Annotated in this window: 21 protein-coding genes; 7 read left to right on the top strand and 14 right to left on the bottom strand. The window is 65.0% G+C overall.

Annotation, left to right across the window (positions count from 1 at the left end; translation table 11 throughout):
• Positions 1-235: 235 nt before the first annotated feature.
• Positions 236-907, bottom strand: coding sequence for a lysoplasmalogenase (locus MRS60_RS21415; RefSeq protein WP_105392479.1), 672 nt, complete (start codon positions 905-907; stop codon positions 236-238).
• A gap of 408 nt (positions 908-1315) precedes the next feature.
• Here MRS60_RS21415 and speB point away from each other — a divergent pair, with 408 nt between their 5' ends.
• The gene (gene speB / locus MRS60_RS21410) at positions 1316-2284 is read left to right on the top strand and encodes an agmatinase (protein WP_243566628.1); all 969 of its coding nucleotides are present in this window, start codon (positions 1316-1318) and stop codon (positions 2282-2284) included.
• Between the two features lie 228 nt (positions 2285-2512).
• Here the strand turns inward: speB and MRS60_RS21405 are convergent, their stop codons facing one another.
• Positions 2513-2887: a heavy metal-responsive transcriptional regulator gene (locus tag MRS60_RS21405; RefSeq protein ID WP_243566627.1), complete on the bottom strand. Its 375-nt coding sequence runs from the start codon at positions 2885-2887 to the stop codon at positions 2513-2515.
• Between the two features lie 99 nt (positions 2888-2986).
• Here MRS60_RS21405 and MRS60_RS21400 point away from each other — a divergent pair, with 99 nt between their 5' ends.
• The 3 genes from MRS60_RS21400 to MRS60_RS21390 all read left to right on the top strand — a co-directional run bounded on the left by MRS60_RS21400 (position 2987) and on the right by MRS60_RS21390 (position 4887).
• Positions 2987-3814, top strand: coding sequence for an SDR family NAD(P)-dependent oxidoreductase (locus MRS60_RS21400; protein WP_243566626.1), 828 nt, complete (start codon positions 2987-2989; stop codon positions 3812-3814).
• Positions 3815-3918: 104 nt separating this feature from the next.
• Complete coding sequence (locus MRS60_RS21395; RefSeq protein WP_081938434.1) at positions 3919-4215, top strand: cupin domain-containing protein; 297 nt, start codon at positions 3919-3921, stop codon at positions 4213-4215.
• Positions 4216-4746: 531 nt separating this feature from the next.
• A complete protein-coding gene (locus MRS60_RS21390; RefSeq protein WP_165948173.1) occupies positions 4747-4887 on the top strand; it encodes a hypothetical protein in 141 nt (46 codons plus the stop codon).
• A gap of 331 nt (positions 4888-5218) precedes the next feature.
• Here MRS60_RS21390 and MRS60_RS21385 read toward each other — a convergent pair whose 3' ends face one another.
• The 4 genes from MRS60_RS21385 to MRS60_RS21370 form a co-directional block, all read right to left on the bottom strand.
• On the bottom strand, positions 5219-6199 hold the full coding sequence (locus MRS60_RS21385) for a sulfonate ABC transporter substrate-binding protein (protein WP_034180332.1): 981 nt from the start codon (positions 6197-6199) through the stop codon (positions 5219-5221).
• A gap of 124 nt (positions 6200-6323) precedes the next feature.
• Positions 6324-7163 (bottom strand): MerR family transcriptional regulator, encoded by an 840-nt coding sequence (locus MRS60_RS21380; protein ID WP_034180331.1) that lies wholly within the window; start codon positions 7161-7163, stop codon positions 6324-6326.
• Between the two features lie 9 nt (positions 7164-7172).
• Positions 7173-7736 (bottom strand): GNAT family N-acetyltransferase, encoded by a 564-nt coding sequence (locus MRS60_RS21375; RefSeq protein ID WP_243566625.1) that lies wholly within the window; start codon positions 7734-7736, stop codon positions 7173-7175.
• A 98-nt stretch (positions 7737-7834) separates the two neighbouring features.
• Positions 7835-8854 (bottom strand): AraC family transcriptional regulator, encoded by a 1020-nt coding sequence (locus tag MRS60_RS21370; RefSeq protein ID WP_243566624.1) that lies wholly within the window; start codon positions 8852-8854, stop codon positions 7835-7837.
• Between the two features lie 433 nt (positions 8855-9287).
• Between MRS60_RS21370 and MRS60_RS21365 the strand changes: the two genes are divergently transcribed.
• Positions 9288-10652: an MFS transporter gene (locus tag MRS60_RS21365; protein WP_243566623.1), complete on the top strand. Its 1365-nt coding sequence runs from the start codon at positions 9288-9290 to the stop codon at positions 10650-10652.
• A 75-nt stretch (positions 10653-10727) separates the two neighbouring features.
• Here the strand turns inward: MRS60_RS21365 and MRS60_RS21360 are convergent, their stop codons facing one another.
• Positions 10728-11621 (bottom strand): LysR family transcriptional regulator, encoded by an 894-nt coding sequence (locus MRS60_RS21360; protein ID WP_034180949.1) that lies wholly within the window; start codon positions 11619-11621, stop codon positions 10728-10730.
• Positions 11622-11752: 131 nt separating this feature from the next.
• Here MRS60_RS21360 and MRS60_RS21355 point away from each other — a divergent pair, with 131 nt between their 5' ends.
• Entirely contained in the window at positions 11753-12751 is a 999-nt protein-coding gene (locus tag MRS60_RS21355) for a quinone oxidoreductase family protein (protein WP_131949475.1), read from the top strand.
• 99 nt (positions 12752-12850) lie between these two features.
• Here MRS60_RS21355 and MRS60_RS21350 read toward each other — a convergent pair whose 3' ends face one another.
• The gene (locus tag MRS60_RS21350) at positions 12851-14365 is read right to left on the bottom strand and encodes an MDR family MFS transporter (protein WP_243566622.1); all 1515 of its coding nucleotides are present in this window, start codon (positions 14363-14365) and stop codon (positions 12851-12853) included.
• Between the two features lie 233 nt (positions 14366-14598).
• Between MRS60_RS21350 and MRS60_RS21345 the strand changes: the two genes are divergently transcribed.
• Positions 14599-16158: a methyl-accepting chemotaxis protein gene (locus tag MRS60_RS21345; RefSeq protein ID WP_243566621.1), complete on the top strand. Its 1560-nt coding sequence runs from the start codon at positions 14599-14601 to the stop codon at positions 16156-16158.
• A gap of 68 nt (positions 16159-16226) precedes the next feature.
• On the opposite strand, the gene MRS60_RS21340 is transcribed toward MRS60_RS21345, so the two are convergent.
• From MRS60_RS21340 to MRS60_RS21315, 6 genes are all read right to left on the bottom strand, one after another.
• On the bottom strand, positions 16227-16460 hold the full coding sequence (locus tag MRS60_RS21340) for a hypothetical protein (protein ID WP_243566620.1): 234 nt from the start codon (positions 16458-16460) through the stop codon (positions 16227-16229).
• 89 nt (positions 16461-16549) lie between these two features.
• Positions 16550-16993 (bottom strand): hypothetical protein, encoded by a 444-nt coding sequence (locus MRS60_RS21335; RefSeq protein WP_131949479.1) that lies wholly within the window; start codon positions 16991-16993, stop codon positions 16550-16552.
• Between the two features lie 192 nt (positions 16994-17185).
• Complete coding sequence (locus tag MRS60_RS21330) at positions 17186-17557, bottom strand: hypothetical protein (RefSeq protein ID WP_243566619.1); 372 nt, start codon at positions 17555-17557, stop codon at positions 17186-17188.
• A gap of 26 nt (positions 17558-17583) precedes the next feature.
• Entirely contained in the window at positions 17584-18801 is a 1218-nt protein-coding gene (locus MRS60_RS21325) for a DUF6402 family protein (RefSeq protein ID WP_243566618.1), read from the bottom strand.
• A gap of 190 nt (positions 18802-18991) precedes the next feature.
• Entirely contained in the window at positions 18992-20659 is a 1668-nt protein-coding gene (locus MRS60_RS21320) for an ATP-binding domain-containing protein (protein ID WP_243566617.1), read from the bottom strand.
• Between the two features lie 107 nt (positions 20660-20766).
• Complete coding sequence (locus MRS60_RS21315; protein ID WP_034180325.1) at positions 20767-21621, bottom strand: helix-turn-helix domain-containing protein; 855 nt, start codon at positions 21619-21621, stop codon at positions 20767-20769.
• Positions 21622-21714 lie beyond the last annotated feature (93 nt).

Raw genomic sequence — 21714 nt, 5'->3', positions numbered from 1 at the left:
GATTTGGCTCATTTTTTAATGTTACATTGGTTGATGTAACGATAGAGGGTGAGCCCGGAAATCGCAAGAGGCTAGAAGCCGCGCTCTAAGGGCCGGAAACCAGGCGGGAAAAGGCTGAGCGGGGTTTGGAACAGCGCACTTTCCGCAATGCGGGATACGCGGAAAGGCTCGTCGACACGGGCGGAGCGGGGCGGAGACGAGACCGCCGGCGTGCGGCGGTCTGTTTGAAACGGAATCAGGGGCGGATCGATCCGGCGGCCGTCTCATGGAAAACCCCGGCCACGATCGTGACCTGCGCGAGCGCGTAGAGGCCCCAGATCAGGTAATCGATGCCCGGAAAACCGCCGAGGAACCGGCCGACGCCGATCAGCGTATCGGAGCCGACGAAGATCAGGCTGCCGACGGCCACCAGCGCGCCATGCGTGCGGGCGGCGAGCGCGAAGCTCGCCATCGCGCACAGCACGAGCATGTAGACGGCGACCGGCGCCAGCAGCTCGCCGAGGTGCGGCAGGAAGGCGAGGTAGAACGCCGGCGCGGCGATCCACAGCCCGACCAGCGCGACGATGCGCCAGCCGTGCGGCCGCGCGCGCCAGCGCATGAAGATCGCGCAATAGCACAGATGCGTGAGCAGGAACGCGCCGAGGCCGAGGACGAACGACAGCGGCCAATCGGGCAGCGCGAGCAGCACGTCGCCGAGCACGGCCGTCGCGAGCGCCGCGCACAGCCACGCGCGTTCGCGCGGCGCGCCGCAGGTGCTGCCCGCCGCGAGCAGCAGGATGCCCATCGCGGCTTTTGCGGCCGCCTGGCCGGGATAGGGCGCGGCGGCGAGCGACAACCCGTACAGCAGCGCGGCGGCGATGGCGAGCGGCCAGAGCCGGCGGTAGGTGGCGGGAAGCGTGGCGATCAAGGCGGGTGTCTCCGGTTTGTTGTTGTCTGCGGTGGACGGCGCGCCGTCGAGGGCGCGGCTGCGGCCATTATCCGGAAGAAAGGACGGGCGAAAACCGGCGAATCCTTCTAGGACGCAGTCGGGATGGCACGTGCAGGTGTGTGCCCGCCGCCGCCGCGATCCGGTGCTGCCGGGTGACGATGCGCGGGCGTTGCCGCCGGATTTTTTCAACGCGTTGCCCCTGCTGAACCGGGGCAACGGCTCCAGTTCGGCTTGCTATGATCGCCGCGGTATTGCCGTTGTCGTTGTCCCGCACGGCCGCGCGACTGGATGCGCAAGCCGTGCGTGCCCGATGAATCCACGCCGTGCCCGGCCCGCGCGCCCATGCAACGCGAGGCCGAGCCGGCCCCCACGAAAACAGGTTCGACCATGACCGAACTTCTCCACGGCGACGGTGCGATCCGTCGCACGACGCCGTACGGCTCCTCGATCGAAAACACCTATGCGGGCGTGCTGTCGTTCATGCGCCGCAACTATTCGCGCGTGCTCGACGGCGTCGACGTCGCGATTTCCGGCGTGCCGCTCGACCTCGCGACGACCTATCGCTCGGGCGCGCGGCTCGGGCCGGCCGCGATCCGCGCGGCGAGCGTGCAGCTCGCGGAGCTCAATCCGTATCCGTGGGGCTTCGATCCGTTCGACGATCTCGCGGCCGTCGACTACGGCGACTGCTGGTTCGATGCGCACAACCCGCTGTCGATCAAGCCCGCGATCGTCGAGCATGCGCGCACGATCCTGCGCTCGGGCGCGAAGATGCTGACGCTCGGCGGCGACCACTACATCACGTATCCGCTGCTGGTCGCGCACGCGGAGCGCTACGGCAAGCCGCTGTCGCTGATCCATTTCGACGCGCACTGCGATACGTGGGCCGACGACGATCCGGACAGCCTCAATCACGGCACGATGTTCTACAAGGCCGTGAAGGAAGGGCTGATCGATCCCGCGACGTCGGTGCAGGTCGGCATCCGCACGTGGAACGACGATTTTCTCGGGATCGAGCGGCTCGATGCCGCGTGGGTGCACGATCATGGTTCGCGCGCGACGGTCGAGCGGATCGTCGACATTGTCGGCGCGCGGCCCGCGTACCTGACGTTCGATATCGACTGCCTCGATCCGGCGTTCGCGCCCGGCACGGGCACGCCGGTCGCGGGCGGGCTGTCGTCCGCGCAGGCGCTGGCGATCGTGCGTGGGCTCGGGGCGGTGAATCTGGTTGGGGCGGATGTTGTCGAGGTGGCGCCTGCTTACGATCATGCGGATATCACGGCGATCGCGGCCGCGCACGTTGCGTGCGATTTGCTGTGTCTGTGGCGGCAGAAGAAGGTGGCGGGCGCGTTGAAGTAGGGCGGCGCGCACGAACACGCAATGCGAAAGGCCGACGGGCAGGGTGCCCGCCGGCTTTTTTCATGCGCTACGCGTGACTTCGCCGGATCGATGGCCGTGTGCTGATTGCCCGCCGTGGGGCACGCAAAAAAGGCGCTTCGCGGATTTCCGTGGATGGCGCTTTCCGACCTGACGCGGCCATCGACGTTCCTGTTCGATGCAGCATGACATTTGCACAGCCGCGACTCATCACGCTATTTCTTCTTCGACACAATCGCCGCCAACTTTGTCCAATGCATTCAGCAGCCCTGTTCGCAGCGTGATCAACGCGAGACTCTTCGCGTCGAGTTCGGCGAGTTTTGCTTGCAGGCACGCGACCTTTTGGTCAACGCCGAACGTCGGACTTTCCCATACATGGACAACGTCGCCAATTTCCGCCAGCGTGAAGCCCAACGCCTTCGCGTGGACGATCAGCCGTATCCGCTGTAACGAAAGTTCGGAATAGCGCTTGTAAGTGTTCGTCGCGTTCGGTTGTGTTGCTTTGTCCAGCAGACCCATGCGCTCGTAGTAACGGACGGTGTCGCGCGATACACCTGCCCGCTTGCATAGCTCGCCGATGCGCATGCTGCCTCCAATCAATGTCGTGGAGCGTCATTTACGCTTGACCGTTGCCTATAGTCAACGGTTTAGAGTGCAACTCCCGTTCCACTCCATCAGCAAGCCATGAGTCAATCTTTCGATTTTCGCGGAAAAACAGCACTCGTCACCGGTGCATCGTCGGGTATCGGGCGCGCGTTTGCCTATGCGTTGGCCGAACGCGGTGCGAGACTCCTGCTGGTCGCACGCTCTCGCGACAAGCTGCGCGATCTGGCCGCAGAACTGCGGCGCGACCATGCGTGCGACGCCGATTTTCTGACGGTCGACCTGAGCGCGGCCGACGCCGTCGACACGATCGATCGTCATCTGAAGGAGACCGGCACGTTCGTCGATGTGCTGATCAACAATGCGGGCTTCGCAGCATACGGGCGCTTTGAAACGATTCCGTTGACGCGCCAGCGCGATGAAGTTCTGGTGAACTGCGTCGCCGCGCTCGAGCTGACTCATCTTCTGCTGCCGGGGATGCAAGCGCGATCCGGTGGCGCAGTCATCAACGTCGCGTCAACCGCGGCATTCCAGCCCGATCCGTATATGGCCGTCTACGGCGCGACGAAGGCCTTTCTCCTGTCATTTTCGGAAGCTGTTTGGGCTGAGAACCGGCATCGGGGCATCCGGGTCGTCGCGCTATGTCCTGGCGCGACGCAAACGGCCTTTTTCGACGTTGTTGGCGCGAAGGAGGCTGCTGTCGGCGTGCCGATGCCGGTCGCGAACGTGGTGCGGGATGCGTTGTGGGCGCTCGATCGCAACCTGAGCTATCGGGTTGTGGGGGCGCGAAATCGACTGCTTGCGAACTTGCAGAGACTACTGAGCCGTCATATGTCGGCTCGGCTCGTTGAAAAAATCCTTCGGCCAAGAGAAGATCCGGATTTCGCGGCAACAGATCTGAAGGCTTAGGGCTGCGCCGTTTCCAGATGGTAGTCTCTCGACGTTGCGATCCGCAGATCGTCTTCGGCGGATACCCGACTAACCTCGTTGCCCACTTCGCCGAGGAAACGCTCATGGATCGTCCGCAGGCAGTTCCAACGCAGCAGGTATTCAATGAACGCGTGATAGTCACCGAGTGGCGATTTGCACCTGGCGCCGAGACCGGCTGGCATGTTCACGGGCATGACTATGTCGTGGTGCCGCAAACGGACGGCGAACTTCTCCTCGAGACAGCGCAAGGCAACCGGGAGTCGCAACTTCGCGCGGGGCAAAGTTACGCCGGGTTGAAGGGAGTGGAACATAACGTCGTCAACGCGACCGACCGCGAGGTGGTATTCATCGAGGTGGAGATTCGCCAAGGCAGCTCTTGAGAGGAAGCACAGACGAACGGCCGCTTCGAAGCGGCCAAGCCGACTGAGAGCTTCTGGCCCACACCTGTCCATCTGAGTTACTGGAAAAACTGCTGGTGCATCTTCGTGAATGCAGCAGATGTCGGTTGGGTTAGTAACCACTCCGGAACCAGCTGACCGCATTCAACACTGTTCGAAGACGATGAGTCCACAACGTAGTCGTAGTGTCGGTTAGCATGAATCAGTGAAATTGAGACTCGGCCAGTCCGATCTTGCGGTCACCGCGGGTCTGTTCGCGCTCGATCAGAACTTCGAGCGCACAAAAAACATTCTTCGCGCGTTCATCCAACGTTTCATAGGCGTACGTTGAGGAATTTCTCGGCAAACTCAGCGGGCTCCAGCATTTTTGCCTCGGAATAGTTTTGTCAGTCGAAAACGGGGCTGTGCTACGGCAGATCGGTGAACACGCTTCGCGACGGTGAGCTGAAATCAGCGCATACTGCTTGTGTACTCGAGCTTTCTGTCGAGCACTAATACCACTGGAGTAGTGTGATGGCAAAAGGTCAGTTGCGCAGCAATCGCGAAGCAAAGAAACCGAAGCAGCCGAAGAAGCCGCCGCCCGTTTTGTCGCCTTCCAAATCGGTCCAGCCCAGCGTGCGGTTTAGTCCTGCGGAAGGGCAAAAAAAGCGCTGAGGATGAAGTTGCCCAGGCAAATCGTCGGCATCGCATCGATGCCCGACAACGTTGTCGCAAGTTCACCCGTCGAGGCTTCAACGAAGCCTCGCTTGCCACAACGCAGGCGTGGCTCTTCATGCGCATACCGTTACGCTTGCCAATGTCCTTTGTTGCGTGCATAGCCGACGTTTGAAGGTCCGGGCGGCGGCGTCAACGATTGTCCTCTTCTGGCCGAACGCCAACAGTTCGCCCGACATTCCCCGAAAATTCGGGAAGAACCAAAAAAGGCCGACGGGCAGGGTGCCAGTCGGCCTTTCTCGTATAAGTGCGCGCTGAGCCGCGCCGTGCGTTACTTCGCCGCGAGCGCGCTCGCCACGCGTTTATCGCTCCACGCATTGTCCGCAACGCTCAGCTTCTGCGGAATCAGCTTCGCTGCATAAAACGCATCGGCGACACCCTGCTGAACCGCGACGATCTTCTCGTCGACCGGCACCGCACCGAACGGCACACGCTTGATCCACGTCTCGACGAGCGGCAGCGGCAACCCGACCTTCGGCGCGATCAGCGCGGCGGTCTCGGCCGGATGCCCGTTGACCCACAGGCCCGTCTCGCGCGCCTGCTTCAGGATTGCGCCGACCACGTCGGCATGCTGTTCCGCGAAATCGCGCGTCGCCTCGTAGAAGTTGTTCGCGGGCGTGAGGCCCGTGTAGTCGGACAGCGTGCGGATCTTCAGCGAATTCTGCGCAGCCGCGTAATACGGATCCCAGACGGCCCACGCATCGACGTTGCCGCTTTCGAACGCGGCGCGCGCGTCGGCGGGCGGCAGGTACACGGGGCGGATCTCGTCGTAGCGCACGCCGGCCTTCTTCAGCGCTTCCAGCAGCAGGTAGTTCGCGCTCGAGCCTTTCTGCAGCGCGACCTTCTTGCCGCGCAGCTCGGCGAGCGAGCGGATCGGCGAATCGGCCTTCACGAACACGGCTTCGTTGTGCGGCGACGGCGGTTCCGCGCCGACGTACACGAAGCGCACGCCCGCTGCCTGCGCGAACACGGGCGGCGGCGCGCCCGTGTAGCCGAAGTCGATGCTGTTCGCGTTCAGCGCTTCGAGCAGTTGCGGGCCGGCCGGGAATTCGAACCACTGAACGTTGTAGCCGAGCGGCTTGAGCCGCGCTTCGAGCGAGCCCTGTGCCTTGATGATCGACAGCAGGCCGGCCTTTTGATAGCCGATGCGCACGACCTTGTCGGCGCCGCCCTGCGCGAAGGCCGACGCGGCGGACAGCGCGACGAGCGTGACGGCGGCGGTGCGGGTGATCCAGCGGGTGAAACGAATCATCGAACGGACTCCATGCGAAACGTCTTCGGGAGAGCGGCCGGTGCCGCTCGGTTGGAAGAATCGTCGCATGGGCGGTTGCGCCCGCAAACGAAGCATTGCCGATAAGAATATGACGGCGGCGGCCCTATGCTTTGTCGTCGTCGCCTTGCGTATCGGGCGTACCGGACTGGCGCGCGGCTTCGTCGCTGAGCTTCTTGTCGAGGATCGTCGCGACGCGGCCGCCGAGATACGCGCCCGCCGCGGTTTCGAGCGCGCGGTTCGTCTCGCCTTCGACGAACACGGCCGCGAGCGGGCGCAGGCGCCAGATCGCGTCGACCAGTTCGGGCACGTCGGTGGCCGGCGGAAGCGTGTCGGCGTCGTAGCGGTCGAGCCGCTTCACGACGAGATCGACGAGCAGCCGCGCGATCGCGTCGAAGTGCGGCCGCGCGAGGCTGATCACGTCGAGCAGTTCGCGCGGCGGGATCCCTTCCTTCGTCATCGCGGCAGCCGCCTCGAGCAGCGCGGGGCTCTTCGCGACGAACGACAGGCCGTGCCGTTCGAGCAGGCCGAGCTCGGTCACGCGCGAAAGCTGCGTGGTCGCCTGCGGGCCGAACATCTGCGCGAGCGCGGCGAGCGAATAGGTTTTCGGCAGTTCATGCGACCAGCGGCCGCCGATCGCGTTTTCGAGGCCGAGGATCGAGCGCAGGTCGTGGCCTTCGTCGATCGCCTTGATCAGGTCCTGGATGTTCGACAGCGTGTAGCCGCGCGCGAGCAGGTGGTTGATCAGCTTCAGGCGCGCGACGTGCGTGTCGTCGTAGATGCCGACGCGCCCGCGCTTCTCGGGCGGCGCGAGCAAACCGCGATCCTGGTACGCGCGGACGTTGCGCACGGTCGTGTCGGACACGCGCGCCAGTTCGTCGACCGTGTACTCGTTGCGGGAATCCGCCGCAGCCTCGTCGGGGGGGGAATGAGTCTGTTTTGACATGCGGCCATTCTAGCGCGACGCGGCAGGCTCGGGCGAGGCGGGGAGCGTGCGTGCGCCGTCGCCGAGCGGGCGCTGCAGCAGCGCCGTGTCGATCCAGCGGCCGTGCTTGAAGCCGACGGCCTTCAGCGTGCCGGCCGGCTCGAAGCCGAACGCGCGATGCAGCGACGTCGAGCCGCCGGTGCCGCCGTCGGCGATCACCGCGATCATCTGCCGCCACGGACCGGCCTCGCAGCGCGCGATCAGCGCCGCGAGCAGTGCGCGGCCGATCCCGCGCCCGCGCTGCACATCGTCGATGTAGATCGAATCCTCGATCGTGAAGCGGTATGCGCTGCGCGTGCGGTACGGCGTCGCGTACGCGTAGCCGGCCACGCGGCCGTCGCATTCGGCGACGAGATACGGCAGCCCGTGGCCCAGCACCGCTTCGCGGCGCGCGCGCAGCTCGGCGGCGTCGGGCGGCGTTTCCTCGAACGACGCGACGCCGTGGCGGACGTGGTGCGCATAGATCGCGTGGATGGCGGCGAGATCGGCTTCGGTCGAATCGCGGACGATGCAGACGGCAGGCGTATCAGACATGGTGATGGGGCGACAGGGCGGGGATGCGGGCAAACCACTACTATGCGGGCGATCGCGTGGCGCGTAAAGCGGCGGCCGCGTGCCCGGCGTCGCCGCGTTCAGTTCGGCGCTCGCTTCTTCTGAGTGTCGCGCGGCAACTCGTCGAAGCGGGCGAAGTAGTACGCGGAAAAGCGGCCGAGGTGCCCGAAACCGAACGTCAGCGCCGTATCGGTGATGCTGGCCACCGGGTCGGTCAGCAACTGCACGCGCGCGGCGTCCAGCCGGATGTTGCGCAGCAGCTCCATCGGGGTCGCGCCGTGGTAGCGCCGGCACAGCACGTTCAGCGTCCGCAGGCTGACGCCGGCCGCCCTGGCGAGATCTTCGAGCGAGATCGGCGCGCAGAGCCGCGCGTGGATGAATTCGTGCAGCGCATCCATCTGCCGGATGCCGCCGCGCGATCCAGCTTGCGCCGGCGCGCCGAGCGCTGGCGGCGCCGCGCCGGCATGCGCGGCGGCGGGCGACGGCGGGCAATGCACGAGCAGGAACAGCGCGAGGCTTCGTTCGAAGTGGTCGCGCCATTCGGCCCGGATGCCGCCGTCGTCGGCGACGGCGAGCACGTTGAGCAGCGACTGCGCGATCAGATCCCATTGCGACGCAAGCGCCGTCGGCAACAGGAATCCCGGCGCGAGGCCGGGCGCCGCGTCGTCGGGCCGGCGGCCGCAGACCGCGCGCATCAGCGAATCGGGCACCTTGACGATCAGTTGCCGGGTGCCGGACCGCCAGCGAAGGCGGACGCGCGACGTCGGCGCCAGCACGGCGGTGCGCCCTTCGGACACGCCCATCACGTGCCCGTCGCACTCGATTTCGGCGCCGCCCGCAAGCGACGTGTGGACGAGCGAAAAGCCGTCGAACGGGCGCGGGGCGACCTCGACTTCGGCGCCGTACTGCAGCGCGTAGACGCTCAGATGATTCAGTTGCCCCTTGAACAGCGCTGCGTCCGGCACACCCTGCTTCCAGCGCAGCGCATGCTCGGCCAGTTCGAGCGAGACCTGCTCGTGCGCGTCCGCGCGCAATCCGGATCGGAACACGCAATTCCGATACAGCGCGGACAGCACTTCCGCATTCGGGGTGAGGGGCATGGGGCGTCTCCTGTGTGGCGTTTTTCGTGCAGCGCATCCAGCGGGCGGCGGATGCGCGTCGTGCCACATCGGTTTCTCTTGTGAGCGAGATATCCTGAAAGGATGATATTGATCTTCGTCAGACTTGTCGAAAGTATCGCAAGAATCGGATAGTCCCGCTTCCGCCAGGGAAAAATCCGGATAGCGCGCGGCCCGCGGTACGCGGCACTGGAAAAAGCGGACTGAGTTCGCGAGCCACGTGCAAATTCCGGATAGTGGGAATCATTGTGGCTTCCTACACTGCGCCGGCATCCGGACGGAAAGCGGCGCATTTCACGATGAAATTTCGTACAGCTACTAAATCGATGAGCTGAGCGATCGTATTACTTCGAACGCGTGTGATGCGACGGCTACTGCCGGGCCCGATCCCCACTGGAAAAAGGAACGAAGCTCCATGCGTCAAATCAACCTGCAGGCGCTGTCCGACGATGCGCGGCTGGGCCCGCTGCACGGCGTCGTGCTGTTCTGGTGCGCGCTGATCATCGTGTTCGACGGCTACGACCTCGCGGTGGCCGGCATCGCGCTCCCGGCGATCATGAAGGAGATGGGCGTCAATCCGGCGCAGGCCGGCTTCATGGTCAGCTCTGCGCTGTTCGGCATGATGTTCGGCAACATCGTGTTCGGGACCGTCGCCGAGCGGATCGGGCGCCGCTGGGCGATCGCGGCGTGTCTGACGCTGTTCAGCGTCTTTACTGCGGCGGCCGGGCTGGCGCCGACGCCCGCGCTGTTCGGCGCCGCCCGCTTCCTGGCGGGCATCGGCATCGGCGGCGTGATGCCGAACGTGATCGCCCATATGACCGAGTACGCGCCGCGCCGCTTGCGCAGCACGCTGGTGACATTGATGTTCAGCGGCTATTCGGTCGGCGGCATGCTGGCGGCTGTCATGGGCAAGGGGATGATCGAGGCGTACGGATGGCAGTCCGTGTTCGTCGCCGCGGGTGCGCCGGTGCTGCTCGTTCCGCTGCTCGTGAAATGGATGCCGGAATCGCTGCCGTTCCTGATCCGGCGCGACAGGACCGACGAGCTCGCGCGCATCGCGCGTCGGCTCGATCCCGCATACCGGCATCAACCGGGCGACTGTTATGTCGTCCCGCGCGAAGGCAACGCCGGCAGCGCGCCGGTTCGCCAGCTGTTCGACGACGGCCGCGGATTCAGCACCGTCATGTTCTGGATCGCGTGCTTCATGTGCCTGTTCATGGTGTATGCGCTCAGCTCGTGGCTGACCCGGCTGATGGCGAGCGCCGGCTACAGTCTCGGCTCCGCGCTGACGTTCGTGCTGGTGCTGAACGCCGGCGCGATGGTCGGCGCAATCGGCGGCGGCTGGCTGGCCGATCGCTTTCCGATCAAGACGGTGCTCGTGTCGATGTATCTGCTCGCCGCGGTATCGATCACGCTGCTCGGCTACAAGATGCCGACCGCGCTGCTGTTCGTGCTGGTCGGCCTCGCGGGCGCGTCGACGATCGGCACGCAGATCGTCAATTGCGCGTATGCGGGGCAGTTCTATCCGATGGCGATCCGCTCGACCGGCATCGGCTGGACGCTGGGCGTGGGCCGCAGCGGCGCGATCCTGGCGCCGATCGTCATCGGTCTGCTGGTCGGCATCGATCTGCCGCTGGAACAGAACTTCATGGCGATCGGGCTGCCCGCGCTGGCGGCGGCCGTCGCGGTCGGCCTGATCGATCATCGGCGCTCGGCGTCGCATCGCGATCGCCCGGCCAGTGCCGGCGAGCGTCAGGCGTCGCCTGTCCGGCAGTCCTGAGCGGCGCATCGGCAGGGCGCAACCGGCCGGGGATCACGGCCGGCCCGCAACGGCGGTTCCGAAGGGGCTGCGGCGTCAGAGCCGCCCGTCCGCCGCGCGCACCGCATCTGCGATCGCGTCCGCGACGCGCTGCACGCGCGGCGAGCGGCGCACGTCCGGATGGACGACGAGCCAGATCTCGCGCTCGATGTCGCAGCGCGGCGCGGAAGTCAGCTCGACGAGCGGCGCGGGTGCGGACGACGGTGCCGCACCGGCTGCGGCGAGCGAATCGTCGACGAGAAACCGCGGCAACAGCGCGACCCCCGCGCCGGCGACGCATGCGCGATGCAGCGCCGCGAGGTCGTTCGCGACGAACGCGAAACGGCGACCGGCCGCGAAGCGTTCGAGCCATTGCTGCTGCGGCGTTTGCGCGAGCGCGTCGTCGTAGCCGACGAACGGCCAGGTGTCGGGCGGCGCGTCCGCCCATTCCGGCGACGCGCACAGCGCGAAGCGCATCGTGCCGAGCCGGCGCGCGGCGAGCCCCGGCTCGCTCGGCCGCGACAGCCGCACCGCGAGATCGGCTTCGCGCGCATACAGGTTCGCCGCATGCATCTCGCCCATCAGGTCGATCCGCAGCGCCGGCCATGCGCGCTGCGCGCGGGCAAGGCGCGGCGCGAGGAAATGGCTGGCGAACACCGGCGACGCCGACACGCGCACGACGCCGTCGAGCGCCGCCGCACCCTGCGCGGCGCGCGCGAACGCGTGTGCATCGGTTTCGACGCGCGCGGCGTGCTCGGCGAGGCGTAGCCCTTCGTCGGTCGGCGGCCAGCCGCGCGGCAGGCGGTCGAACAGCCGGATGCCGAGCGCGGACTCCAGCGCGTCGATGCGCCGTGCGACCGTCGAATGCTGGACCTGCAGCGCGCGTGCGGCGGCCGACAGGCTGCCGCCGCGCATCACCGCGAGGAAGGTGCGGATGTCGTCCCAGCTCATCGGCAGTGCGGACGCGGGAACGGAATCAGGATCGGTCGAATTTTGCACAGTAGGTGGGCGATAAACGGGAATTCCGATCGATTATGCACGATGGGATGATCGTGTCACTTCATTCGATTGCGAGGAACGTCATGACCCAAACTGCTACCGCCATCCGGATCGGGATCGACCGCTACGGCGACGCCGGCGTGCTGCGCCGCGTCGATGCGCCCGTTGCGCCGCCCGGCGCCGGCGAGGTGCGGATTCGCCAGACCGCCGTCGGCGTGAATTTCGTCGACATCTATTTCAGGACGGGGGCGCACGCATTGCCCGCGCTGCCGGACGCGCTCGGCGTCGAGGCGGCCGGCGTGATCGACGCGGTCGGGCCCGGCGTGACGGATCTCGTGCCCGGCCAGCGCGTCGCGTATGCGGGCATGCCGACCGGCAGTTATGCGAGCCTGCGCACGATGCCGGCCGGGCGCGTGGTGCCGATCCCGGACGGCCTGAGCGACGACGCGGTCGCCGCCGGGCTGCTGAAAGGGATCACCGTCTATATGCTGCTGCATCGCGTCCGGCAGGTCGGCGCCGGCGACACGGTGCTCGTGCATGCGGCTGCCGGCGGCGTCGGGCTGCTGGCGACGCAGTGGGCGCGCGCGCTCGGCGCGCGGGTGATCGGCACGGTCGGGTCGGCCGCGAAAGCCGCGCTCGTGCGCACACATGGCGCCGACGCGGTGGTCGATTATCGCGAGGAGGATTTCGTCGCGGCCGCACGCGCGTTCGGCGGCGGCGCGGGTGTCGATTATGCGATCGACGGGATCGGCGGCGACGTGCTGACGCGCACGCTCGGTGCGATCCGTCCGTTCGGGATGGTCGCGAGCATCGGGCAGGTTGCCGCGATCGGCACGCGGCAGACGGTCGATCTCGACGAACTGGGGCCGGCCCGCTCGATCGCGCTCGCGCGGCCGAGCGTGCTCGGCTTCATCGCACGCGACGTCGCAGGGTATCGCGAAGCCGCGCGCGCGACGCTCGAACGGCTCGCGGGCGGAATGCACGTCGAGATCGGCGCGCGGCTGCCGCTCGAACAGGCGGCCGATGCGCACCGGCTGCTGGAGTCGCGCGCGACGACGGGCGCGGTCGTGCTGGTGCCGTAACGGCGGGCCGCGGCGGATGGGGCGCGCTGCGGGGCAACGGGCCAAAGGCCGCGGCGTGGCGCGCTTCCGGTGCCGGTCGCGGCGCGGCTCGCATGCCGATCAGTTGTGCGTGCGCAGCGGCGCATCGTCGACGAACCAAGCGAGCACGAACGCAATCGCGACCACGATGGCCGCAGCGAGATACACGACGTGCAGCGAGCCCGCGAACGCATGCAGGTACGCGTCGCGCACCGCGTTCGGCAACTGGTGCACGGCACCGGGGCCGAGCGCGGGCGGCAGCTCCGTGCCGGCCGGCAGCGCCTGCAGCATCCGCGCCTGCAGCCCGTGCGAGAACAGCGCGCCGAACGCCGCGACGCCGATCGAGCTGCCGATCGAGCGGAACAGCGTCGCGCCCGATGTCGCGACGCCCATGTGCCGGAAATCGACCGTGTTCTGCACCGCGAGCGTGAGCACGGGCATCACCATCCCGAGGCCGATCCCGAGCAGCGCCATGTACGCGTACATCGTCTGCAGCGGCGTATCGAGCGACAGCGTCGACAGCAGCGCCAGCGCGATCCCGCCGGTCAGCGTGCCGGCGATCGGAAAGATCCGGTACGAGCCGAGCCGCGAGATCAGCCGGCCGCTGATCACCGACATCGCGAGCATGCCGCCCATCATCGGCAGCAACTGCATCCCGGCCTGCGACGGCGTCGAGCCCTTCACGACCTGCAGGTAGAGCGGAATGAACGTGACCGAGCCGAATAGCGCGGTGCCGACCACGAAGCCGATCAGGCTGACCAGCACGAACGTGCGATGGCGGAACAGTTCGAGCGGGATGATCGGCTCGGCCGCGAGCCGCTCTTCGTAGATGAAGCCGCCGATCGTGACGAGGCCGAGCACGAGCGTCATCCACAGTTGCGGCGACGTCCACGGCAGCAGCGAGCCGCCTTCGCTCGTGAACAGGATCACGCAGGTGAGGGCCGTCGCGAGGAACGCGGCGCCCATATAGTCGATCCGGTGCTTCACGTGCGCGCTGTGCGGCCGGAACGCGATGCCGATCACCGCGAGCGCGAGAAAACCGAGCGGCAGGTTGATCGTGAAGATCCAGCGCCACGACAGATGCTCGACCAGGAAGCCGCCGAGCAGCGGGCCGACGATCGTCGCGAGGCCGTACACGCCGCCGAACATCCCCTGGTAGCGCGCGCGGCGATCGGGCGGGACCAGATCGCCGATCGCGGCCATCGTGACGACCATCAGGCCGCCGCCGCCGAGCCCCTGCAGCGCGCGCAGCACGATCAGCTGCGTCATGTCCTGCGCAACGCCGCACAGCGCCGAGCCCGCGAGGAACAGCACGATCGCGGCCTGCAGCACGATCTTGCGGCCGTACAGGTCGCCGAGCTTGCCGTACAGCGGCAGCACGACGGTGGACGACAGCAGGTACGCGGTGACGACCCATGACAACTGGTCGAGGCCGCCGAGCTCGCCGACGATCGTCGGCAGCGCGGTCGACACAATCGTCTGGTCGAGCGCGGACAGCAGCATGACAAGCAGCAGCGCGGCGACGATCAGCCCGGTCGGCGCGTCGCGGCGGGCCGTCTCGGCGGCCGGCGGAGTAAGGAGGGTGTCGGTTGTCATCGAGATATCTGCCATGGCAGGGAATTGGTTCGAAATATAACGACCGGTGATTGACTAGTCAATTTCTGCCCAGCCTCGATATGTTGCATCCGTAACAGGAGATTGCCGGCGCGAAAAAAATTGATCGGGATCAGACAGAAAGCGGGGCCGGACTCAAGTTTTCTGCAGGCAAACCGTAATCCAGAGTGCCGCGGACCGATTGCCGCGGCACTTTTCATCGCTCACGTGCCGCCATGAACCTGAACGCCCTGTTTTCCCGTTTCTCGATCCGCACGCGGATCTTCTCCACGCTCGGTCTCGTTGCCGCGCTGCTCGTCGTGTCGGGGCTGATCGGCCTCGCCGGCATGCAGAGCTCGAATCGCGCGCTCGACGAGGCCTACACGCAGCAACTGGCTGCGAAGACCGCGCTGTCCACGGCGAGCCTGAACCTGACGATCGTGCGTACGACGCTCGACCGCGCGCTGCTGCATCCGGAAGCGGCGGAAGTGCCCGATCTCGTCAAGAAGGCCGAGGGCTATCTCGCGAAGGCCGACACCGCGTGGCGCGGCTACGCGGCGATGCCGCACGACGGCGACGAAGGCCCGCTCGCGAGCCGTCTCGACGCCGCGCGCCAGGCGCTGATCGGGCAGGCGCTGAAGCCGCTGATCGACGCGATCCGCGACGGCCGGCGCGACGAGGCCGACCGCTTGCTGATGTCGGTTGCGCCGCCGCTGTCGGTCGCGCTCACGCAGGCGACCGATGCGCTCGATACGTACCAGGCGGCGCGCGGCAAGGACGTCTACGACACCGCGCAGACCTATTACGGCTGGATGCGCGCAGGCGCGATCGCGGGCATCGCGTTCGGCCTGGCCGCGTGCCTCGGCTGCGCGATCGGCCTGCATTACGCGATCACGCAGCCGGTGAACCGGCTGCTGTCGCATTTCCGCCGCCTGTCGGACGGCGACCTGACGTCGGAAGTGCGCTGGTCGTCGCGCGACGAGATGGCCGAACTGGTCAATGGCGTGACGGGCATGCAGCGCAGCCTCGCGGACACGGTGCGCCAGGTCAGCCAGGGTTCGGAAGCGATCTCGACGGCGACGCACCAGATCGCGGCCGGCAACACCGATCTGTCGCAACGCACCGAGGAACAGGCGTCCGCGCTGCAGGAGACGGCCGCGAGCATGGAGCAACTGACCGCGACCGTGAAGCAAAACGCCGACCATGCGCTCGAGGCGCAGGCGTGCGCGGACAGCGCGAGCGAGATCGCGACGCGCGGCGCGACGGTGGTCGGCGAGGTGATCGGCACGATGAACGAGATCGACCAGAGCTCGCAGAAGGTCGCCGACATCATCGGCACGATCGAGGGGATCGCGTTCCAGACCAACATCCTCGCGCTGAATGCGGCGGTCGAAGCCGCACGCGCGGGCGAGCAGGGCCGCGGCTTCGCGGTGGTCGCGGGCGAGGTGCGCACGCTCGCGCAACGCTCGGCGTCCGCGGCGAAGGAGATCCGCACGCTGATCGGCGAATCGGTCGAGCGCGTCGCGAACGGCTCGCGGCTCGTCGGCGTGGCCGGCGCGACGATGCAGGACATCCAGCAGGCGATCGGGCGCGTGACGGGGATCATGACCGAGATCGCGGCCGCGTCGAACGAGCAGCGCGACGGGATCGAGCAGGTGAACCGTGCGGTGTCGCAGATGGACCAGGTGTCGCAGCAGAATGCGGCGCTCGTCGAGCAGGCCGCGGCTGCGGCGTCGTCGCTGGAGGAGCAGGCTGACGGGTTGCGTCGCGCGGTGGGGGCGTTCCGGGTGGCTTGAGCGGGCGCGTGGCGAATGGTGGCGGGTTTGTCGGTTGGCGCGACCCGCCTTACGGATCAATCCGTGTTCTAGCGGATGATCTGGTCGAGCAGATCGTCGGCATCCGACGGCTCCTCCGATCCCGTGAACTTACACACTTCGATATGCCCGTCGCGAAACGTGTCCGCTTCGACGCGCATTCCGACAACAGTGATCGAGACCAGCACGCTATCGGATCGATTGCGGCTCAAGGTGTAGTGGATCTTCGCGGTATCAAGCCGGTCGAGCCGGTCGAGCAGGTCGAGTAGCGGATGTGCGGCCATGACCCGAATGGCTGTTTCCTGGTCCGATATTGGCAAGCGACTCGGTGTGATCGCCCAAGTGTTGCGCCTTCCACGTCACCGTTGGATGTTCAAACGTCGGGGTCCAGGCTCAACCAGATCGCCTCGCACAGCACGGCAACTTCCGCGCCGCACGACGGCTCGAGTACGAACAACGCCTTGCGATCCGCGTCGAAATCGGCCAGATACCGATTGAGCAGGGACTCGTCGACGCTCGCCGCTTCGAAATCCTCTCGGCTGTTCATCCACTTCAGCCACTGGCCTATCTCTGCCGCCGAGAACGGGTATGCAGCGGAGATCAGAAGGCGTGACACAACGTTCTGTCCCGCAAAATCGATCACTCGCTGGGAGATGACACCGGTGAAGCGATAGGTGCCGACTCCACCGTCGATTCGACGAAACCGAAGCCGCAATTCCTGATCGGTCGGACGATGGTCGATCATGACGAGTTCGGCATCATGGAAGGTCGGCATGTTCTCGAACCCAATCACGCTTTGGTAAGTCACGTTTCCCATGGATGAAATTCCGATTCGAATTTAAGAAAGTATAGGTAGCCGATTTTCTGAATTTTTGCTGTCTTGCAGAATCCGATCTCGTGGAGTTTGGCCACACAAAGTTGTGGCGATCAAGACGGAAAATGTGTATTGAGAATGCAAACTCCGGCTGCAGCGCTCTATTTATTGAAAATTAAAATTTCACGGGCGAGCTCAAAATAAAGGCAGCCTGGCATGAAGCCAATCCCATTTGGTCGGCGGAATCCTCAGCTGTTTATCGTAACTTGATTCATCAGTGAAATCGACATACCGAACCAAATTCCCCTCATAATTCAAAGGTTGATGAAAGCTCTTTCCGGCGTGCCAGTTAACGGAAAAATATCGCCTCGCAAGCAGTTCCCCTCTATCGTTGAAAACTCTTAACTCTATTTTGTCGTTTGCTCCATCTTGATCGTTTCCGCCGGTGCCGCACATTTGGAATCGATAGTAAGCTCCGTTCATGTGTTTTGTGCCGCCATCCAGTGTTTCTGGTCGATCATAAAAATCGCATCGCCCATAGATGGGTCGATTGAAGTGGATGATCAAGCCAATGCCGATATAGACAAAAAAGGCTAAGCCAATGTATCTGAGGGCTCTAATCTGCATATTTCACCAAGTTTAAGGTCAATTGGCTTCTTTAGCTTGAGATAGACTGGTTTTGAATATATCATGAAGTCCCCGCCTCGATGGTGTTTTTCCCGCCAGCGATCGTAATCTGCATTGTAGACCGGGAAATAAACATCTGGTTCCCTGAATTTTCCAAACAAACCTTTTCTGGTATCTACGGGTTTGTTGATGCTTTTTACCCAGATGTCGATGTCGGAATCTCGTTTTGGTGAACTCGATCCCGTAAGCAACGATCCTGGTGCAATAACGACTCCATGCTTGTTCCAGTGTCCCAAATATTGTTTGCCGTTGAATGAGTAATTGTCTTTTACGTAGGCGTAGATGTGTGTAATCTTTCCGGTAGCGTCAAGACAATAAAATTTCCCCGTATTCTCATATCTAAAATATTTTTCGACCGAAACCTCGACGTTTCCTATTGCAACGTAAATATTGAAATTGGCCAATGCTCCCGTAAGATCCGTTGGTGCGAGGTTTTCCAGGGTGTCCCAGTTGCTTATTGGTAATAGTTGAAATTGCCAATCCGTATGAAATTTATGTAAATCATCGGTAAATGCTGAGGTTGCGAAGCTGAAGACTGAATTTCTATCGGCGAAAAGTTTTTGAACAAAATCCTTGACGATGTCTGTCGCTATTCTGGTTGATCGAGCGCTATAGATGTCATTCGAAAGAAGGTTGTCATATTTTTTCTTGACGCTTCCGAATCTCAGTGCCCAATCAAGGGTGATGTCACCGTTATAGAGTGGTTGAGCTGACGTTGGATCGTCGTTGTACGTATGCGCAGGACTCGCAAACCAGATTCTCGCCAGTTTGGCCGAAACCTTCCAGCCCAAATTGTCCATCGCAATTGGCACATCCTGCAGGTCGAAAACCGGTGGTTTTTCGCAAACTTCGGCTTCTGGTTGCTTTGGCGGTTCTTTAACTACTGCTTGGTCGTTTTTCGGCTGCGGTTGAGGTGCGGCTCTCTGCTTCGGAATACTCGGCGCTTTGACAACCGGCTTAGGAGCCGGCGGCGGCGGCTTTGCCCCCGGTGCGAGCCTGTCGATTGATACGCTGTTTTGAGTATCGAGAGGAATGCATCCCTGCGCTCCCTTGTATTCTTTCAGCTCTGATCCGAACAACCCTTTTTGCGGTTTGTAGTAGGGCACCTTTTTCACATCGGCCATGGCACATTCCGTTTGCAACGAATGGCCTGGCATCGTAACGGCAGGCCGCAAGCGGATAAACCACGGGATATCGCAGGAATCGCGCAAAACGCGAGTAGTTCAGGGCGCCGGGCAGAAAGAAATGTATCCGATTGTGTCGACGAGCATCATGTTGGAGATTGTCCCGTGTTGGACGATCTCCGCTGCCCCGTCAACCCTCCGCGAGCTGCGCGACCGCGCGTGACGACGCGACGATCAGCAGCTTCATCGTCGCGCGCGTCGCGCCGACGAACAGCTTGCGCGCGGCACGCGCGTCGAGCGTGTCGAAGTCGACTTCGGTGAGGATCACGCACGGCGCCGACTGGCCCTTGAAGCGGTAGATCGAATCGAGCAGCACGTCGCCTTCGCGATATTCGGGGTTGCCGAACAGGTCGTACTTGCCGGTGAAGCTCTTCAGCCGGTGCGGGCCGAGCTGGTCGAGCGGCGCGAGCACCGAGCCTTCGCGGCCGCGATACGACAGCACCGCGATGTCCTGCTTGCGGAAGCCGAGCGACAGCGCGTGCGTGATCGCGCGCTTGGTCGCGTCGATGCAGGCTTCCGCCAACACGTCGCCCGGCATGCCTTCTTCCCCGTAGGCCGATACCGACGGATCGGACCCGTCGAACGGGCTGCCCGAGCGCAGCTCGGCCGCAAGCGGCTCGACGCGCCCGACGACGTCGCGCACGAAGTCGAGCAGGTCGCGCGGGCTGCGGTAGTTCGTCAGTGCCTTCAGCGTGACCCAGCCGGGCAGCGCGACGGGCTCGCGCATGTACAGGTTCTGCAGCGGATCTTCGAGCCACCACCACGCACCGTCCGGCGCCAGCAAACGCTCCAGTGCGGCCGCCCACGGCGCATGGAAATCCTGCCCTTCGTCGACGACCAGCACGTCGAAGCGCCAGCGTTCGGGGATCGGCGCCTGTGCGAAGCGTGTCTCGAGCCGCTCGAATTCGCCGGGCACCTGGAAGTCGGGCGTATAGCCGCCGTCGCGCGCGACCCAGTCGCACAGCTGGTGGTAGTTCGCGATCTTCGCGCCGGGCGGCGCGATGCGCGCGATGTAGTCGGCGAGCGGCCGGTTGAAGCATACGTAGAGCACGCGCTTGCCGGCCGCGACGGCATCGCGCATCGCCTGCACCGCGAGCTGCGTCTTGCCCGAGCCGGCCGTGCCGGTGACGCGCAGCCGGAACGGCGCGAATTCGAGCTGGCGCGCCCACGCGGCGAGGCCGCCCGACAGCCGCGTGACGAGCGTGCCGGCCTGCCCGACGAGCGCGCTCGTGTCGGGCGTGAGCGCGAGTTCGTCCGCGAGGAAATGGTGGAGCTTCGGCGCGTTCGGGAGACGTTCGTCGTCCTCGGGCAGGATCTGCAGGATCACCTGCGCGAGCTGCGCCTTGCGCGACGCGTCGACGATGCGGTCGGCCGCGACGCCGGCGATCGATGCCTGGCGGATCGAATAGTCGGGGCAGTACAGCAGCGCCTCGACGCCGTAGACGCCCGCGCCGAGCGCGGCCGTCAGGCGCCGGTGCAGTGTTTCCTGCGTGCGCGCGAGCTGGATCGCGACGTTGCGCTCGGTCTGCAGGTAGACCTTCACGAGCCCCTTCGGCGTTTCACGCAGGAAGCCGGCCTTCTGCTCGATCAGCAGCGCGCGGCCGGCCGGGCTCACGACGACGAACGCGGCCTCGCCGAACACCGAGAAGGCCTGGTCGGCACGCGTCCAGTGCACGCCGTGATACACGGTGTAGGTGTCGGGCAGCGCGTGTTCGAGCGCGGCGAGCGTTTCGCGCTCGCGTTCGGCCGCGCCGGTCGCGGCGAGGCTTTTCCAGTCGTCGGGAATGAGGCGGGCCATGGAGTCGGGCGGCGTAGGCGTGAACAGGTGCGGCTATTGTACTGAGGAACCTGTTCACGGCCGCACGGACGCAGGCCGTCCGGGAGAGGGGCGGAGGCGGGCGGAAGTTACCCGCGCGCGAGCCGTTTCGCGAGATCGGCGCTGAGGATCGCCATGCGCGCGGGCTTTTCGTAGCAGACGACGTCGAACGTGCGGATCACTTCGCTGATGTCGGCTTCGCTCGCACGGCCGGTGAGCAGGTCGCCCGTCAGCACGAAAATCGGCGCGCCCGGGTTGTCGGACGTACGCACCGCCTTGATCGCGGTCGCGGCTGTGCCGTCGTCGAACAGCCATTCGGTCAGCACCGCATCGAAAGCCTGGCCCTGCAGCGCGTCGACGAACGGCGCGAGGCCGTCGAACGCGGCCGTCGCGAAACCCTGCCGTTCGAGATAGCGGCACAGCTCGGTCGCGCTGACGCGATCGGGATCGATCACGGCGACGACGAGCTTGTCGCTCTCTGCGCGGCGCGGATAGATTTCGATCTTGTGCACGTCGTACGCGTTCTGGTACAGCACGCCCGTGTGGCGCAGCACGCGCCAGCGGCCGTTCTGTTCGTACGCGACGAACTCGGGGCGCGCGCCGGCTTCGAGCGGCGCGCCGATCCATGCGGTGCACGGAATCTCGGCGACGCCCGCGTAAAGTACGGCCTCCTGCGAACAGGCGCCGACCATGCCGGGGTCGAGCGTTTGCGCGCCGAACAGCTGGGCGGCGGGTTCGCCGTACGCTTCGGCGACTTTCTTGATTTGCGCGAGCGTCCAGGGGCTGCTGCCGCGCAGTTTGCGGTGGCCTTGCGAGAAACTCAGGTCGAGGATGCGGCACAGCTCGGTGGTCTGCTGGCGCTTGCCGATGCCGTTGCGGGTCATCAGCTCGCGCACGCGCTCGGCAACCGCGAGGGAATCCGTGGTGATTGCTTCAGTGGTCATGCTACGGGAACGGATCGTGACGTTCAGAACGACGCCTTGCGGCAGTCTCGACGGACAGTCTTCATGACGTCCAGTGGCGAGCCGACCGGCCAC

The organism is Burkholderia pyrrocinia, from assembly GCF_022809715.1.
Classification (GTDB): domain Bacteria; phylum Pseudomonadota; class Gammaproteobacteria; order Burkholderiales; family Burkholderiaceae; genus Burkholderia; species Burkholderia pyrrocinia_C.
The sequence above is the reverse complement of the archived record's forward strand: the minus strand, read 5'-3'. Positions and strand labels throughout refer to the sequence as shown.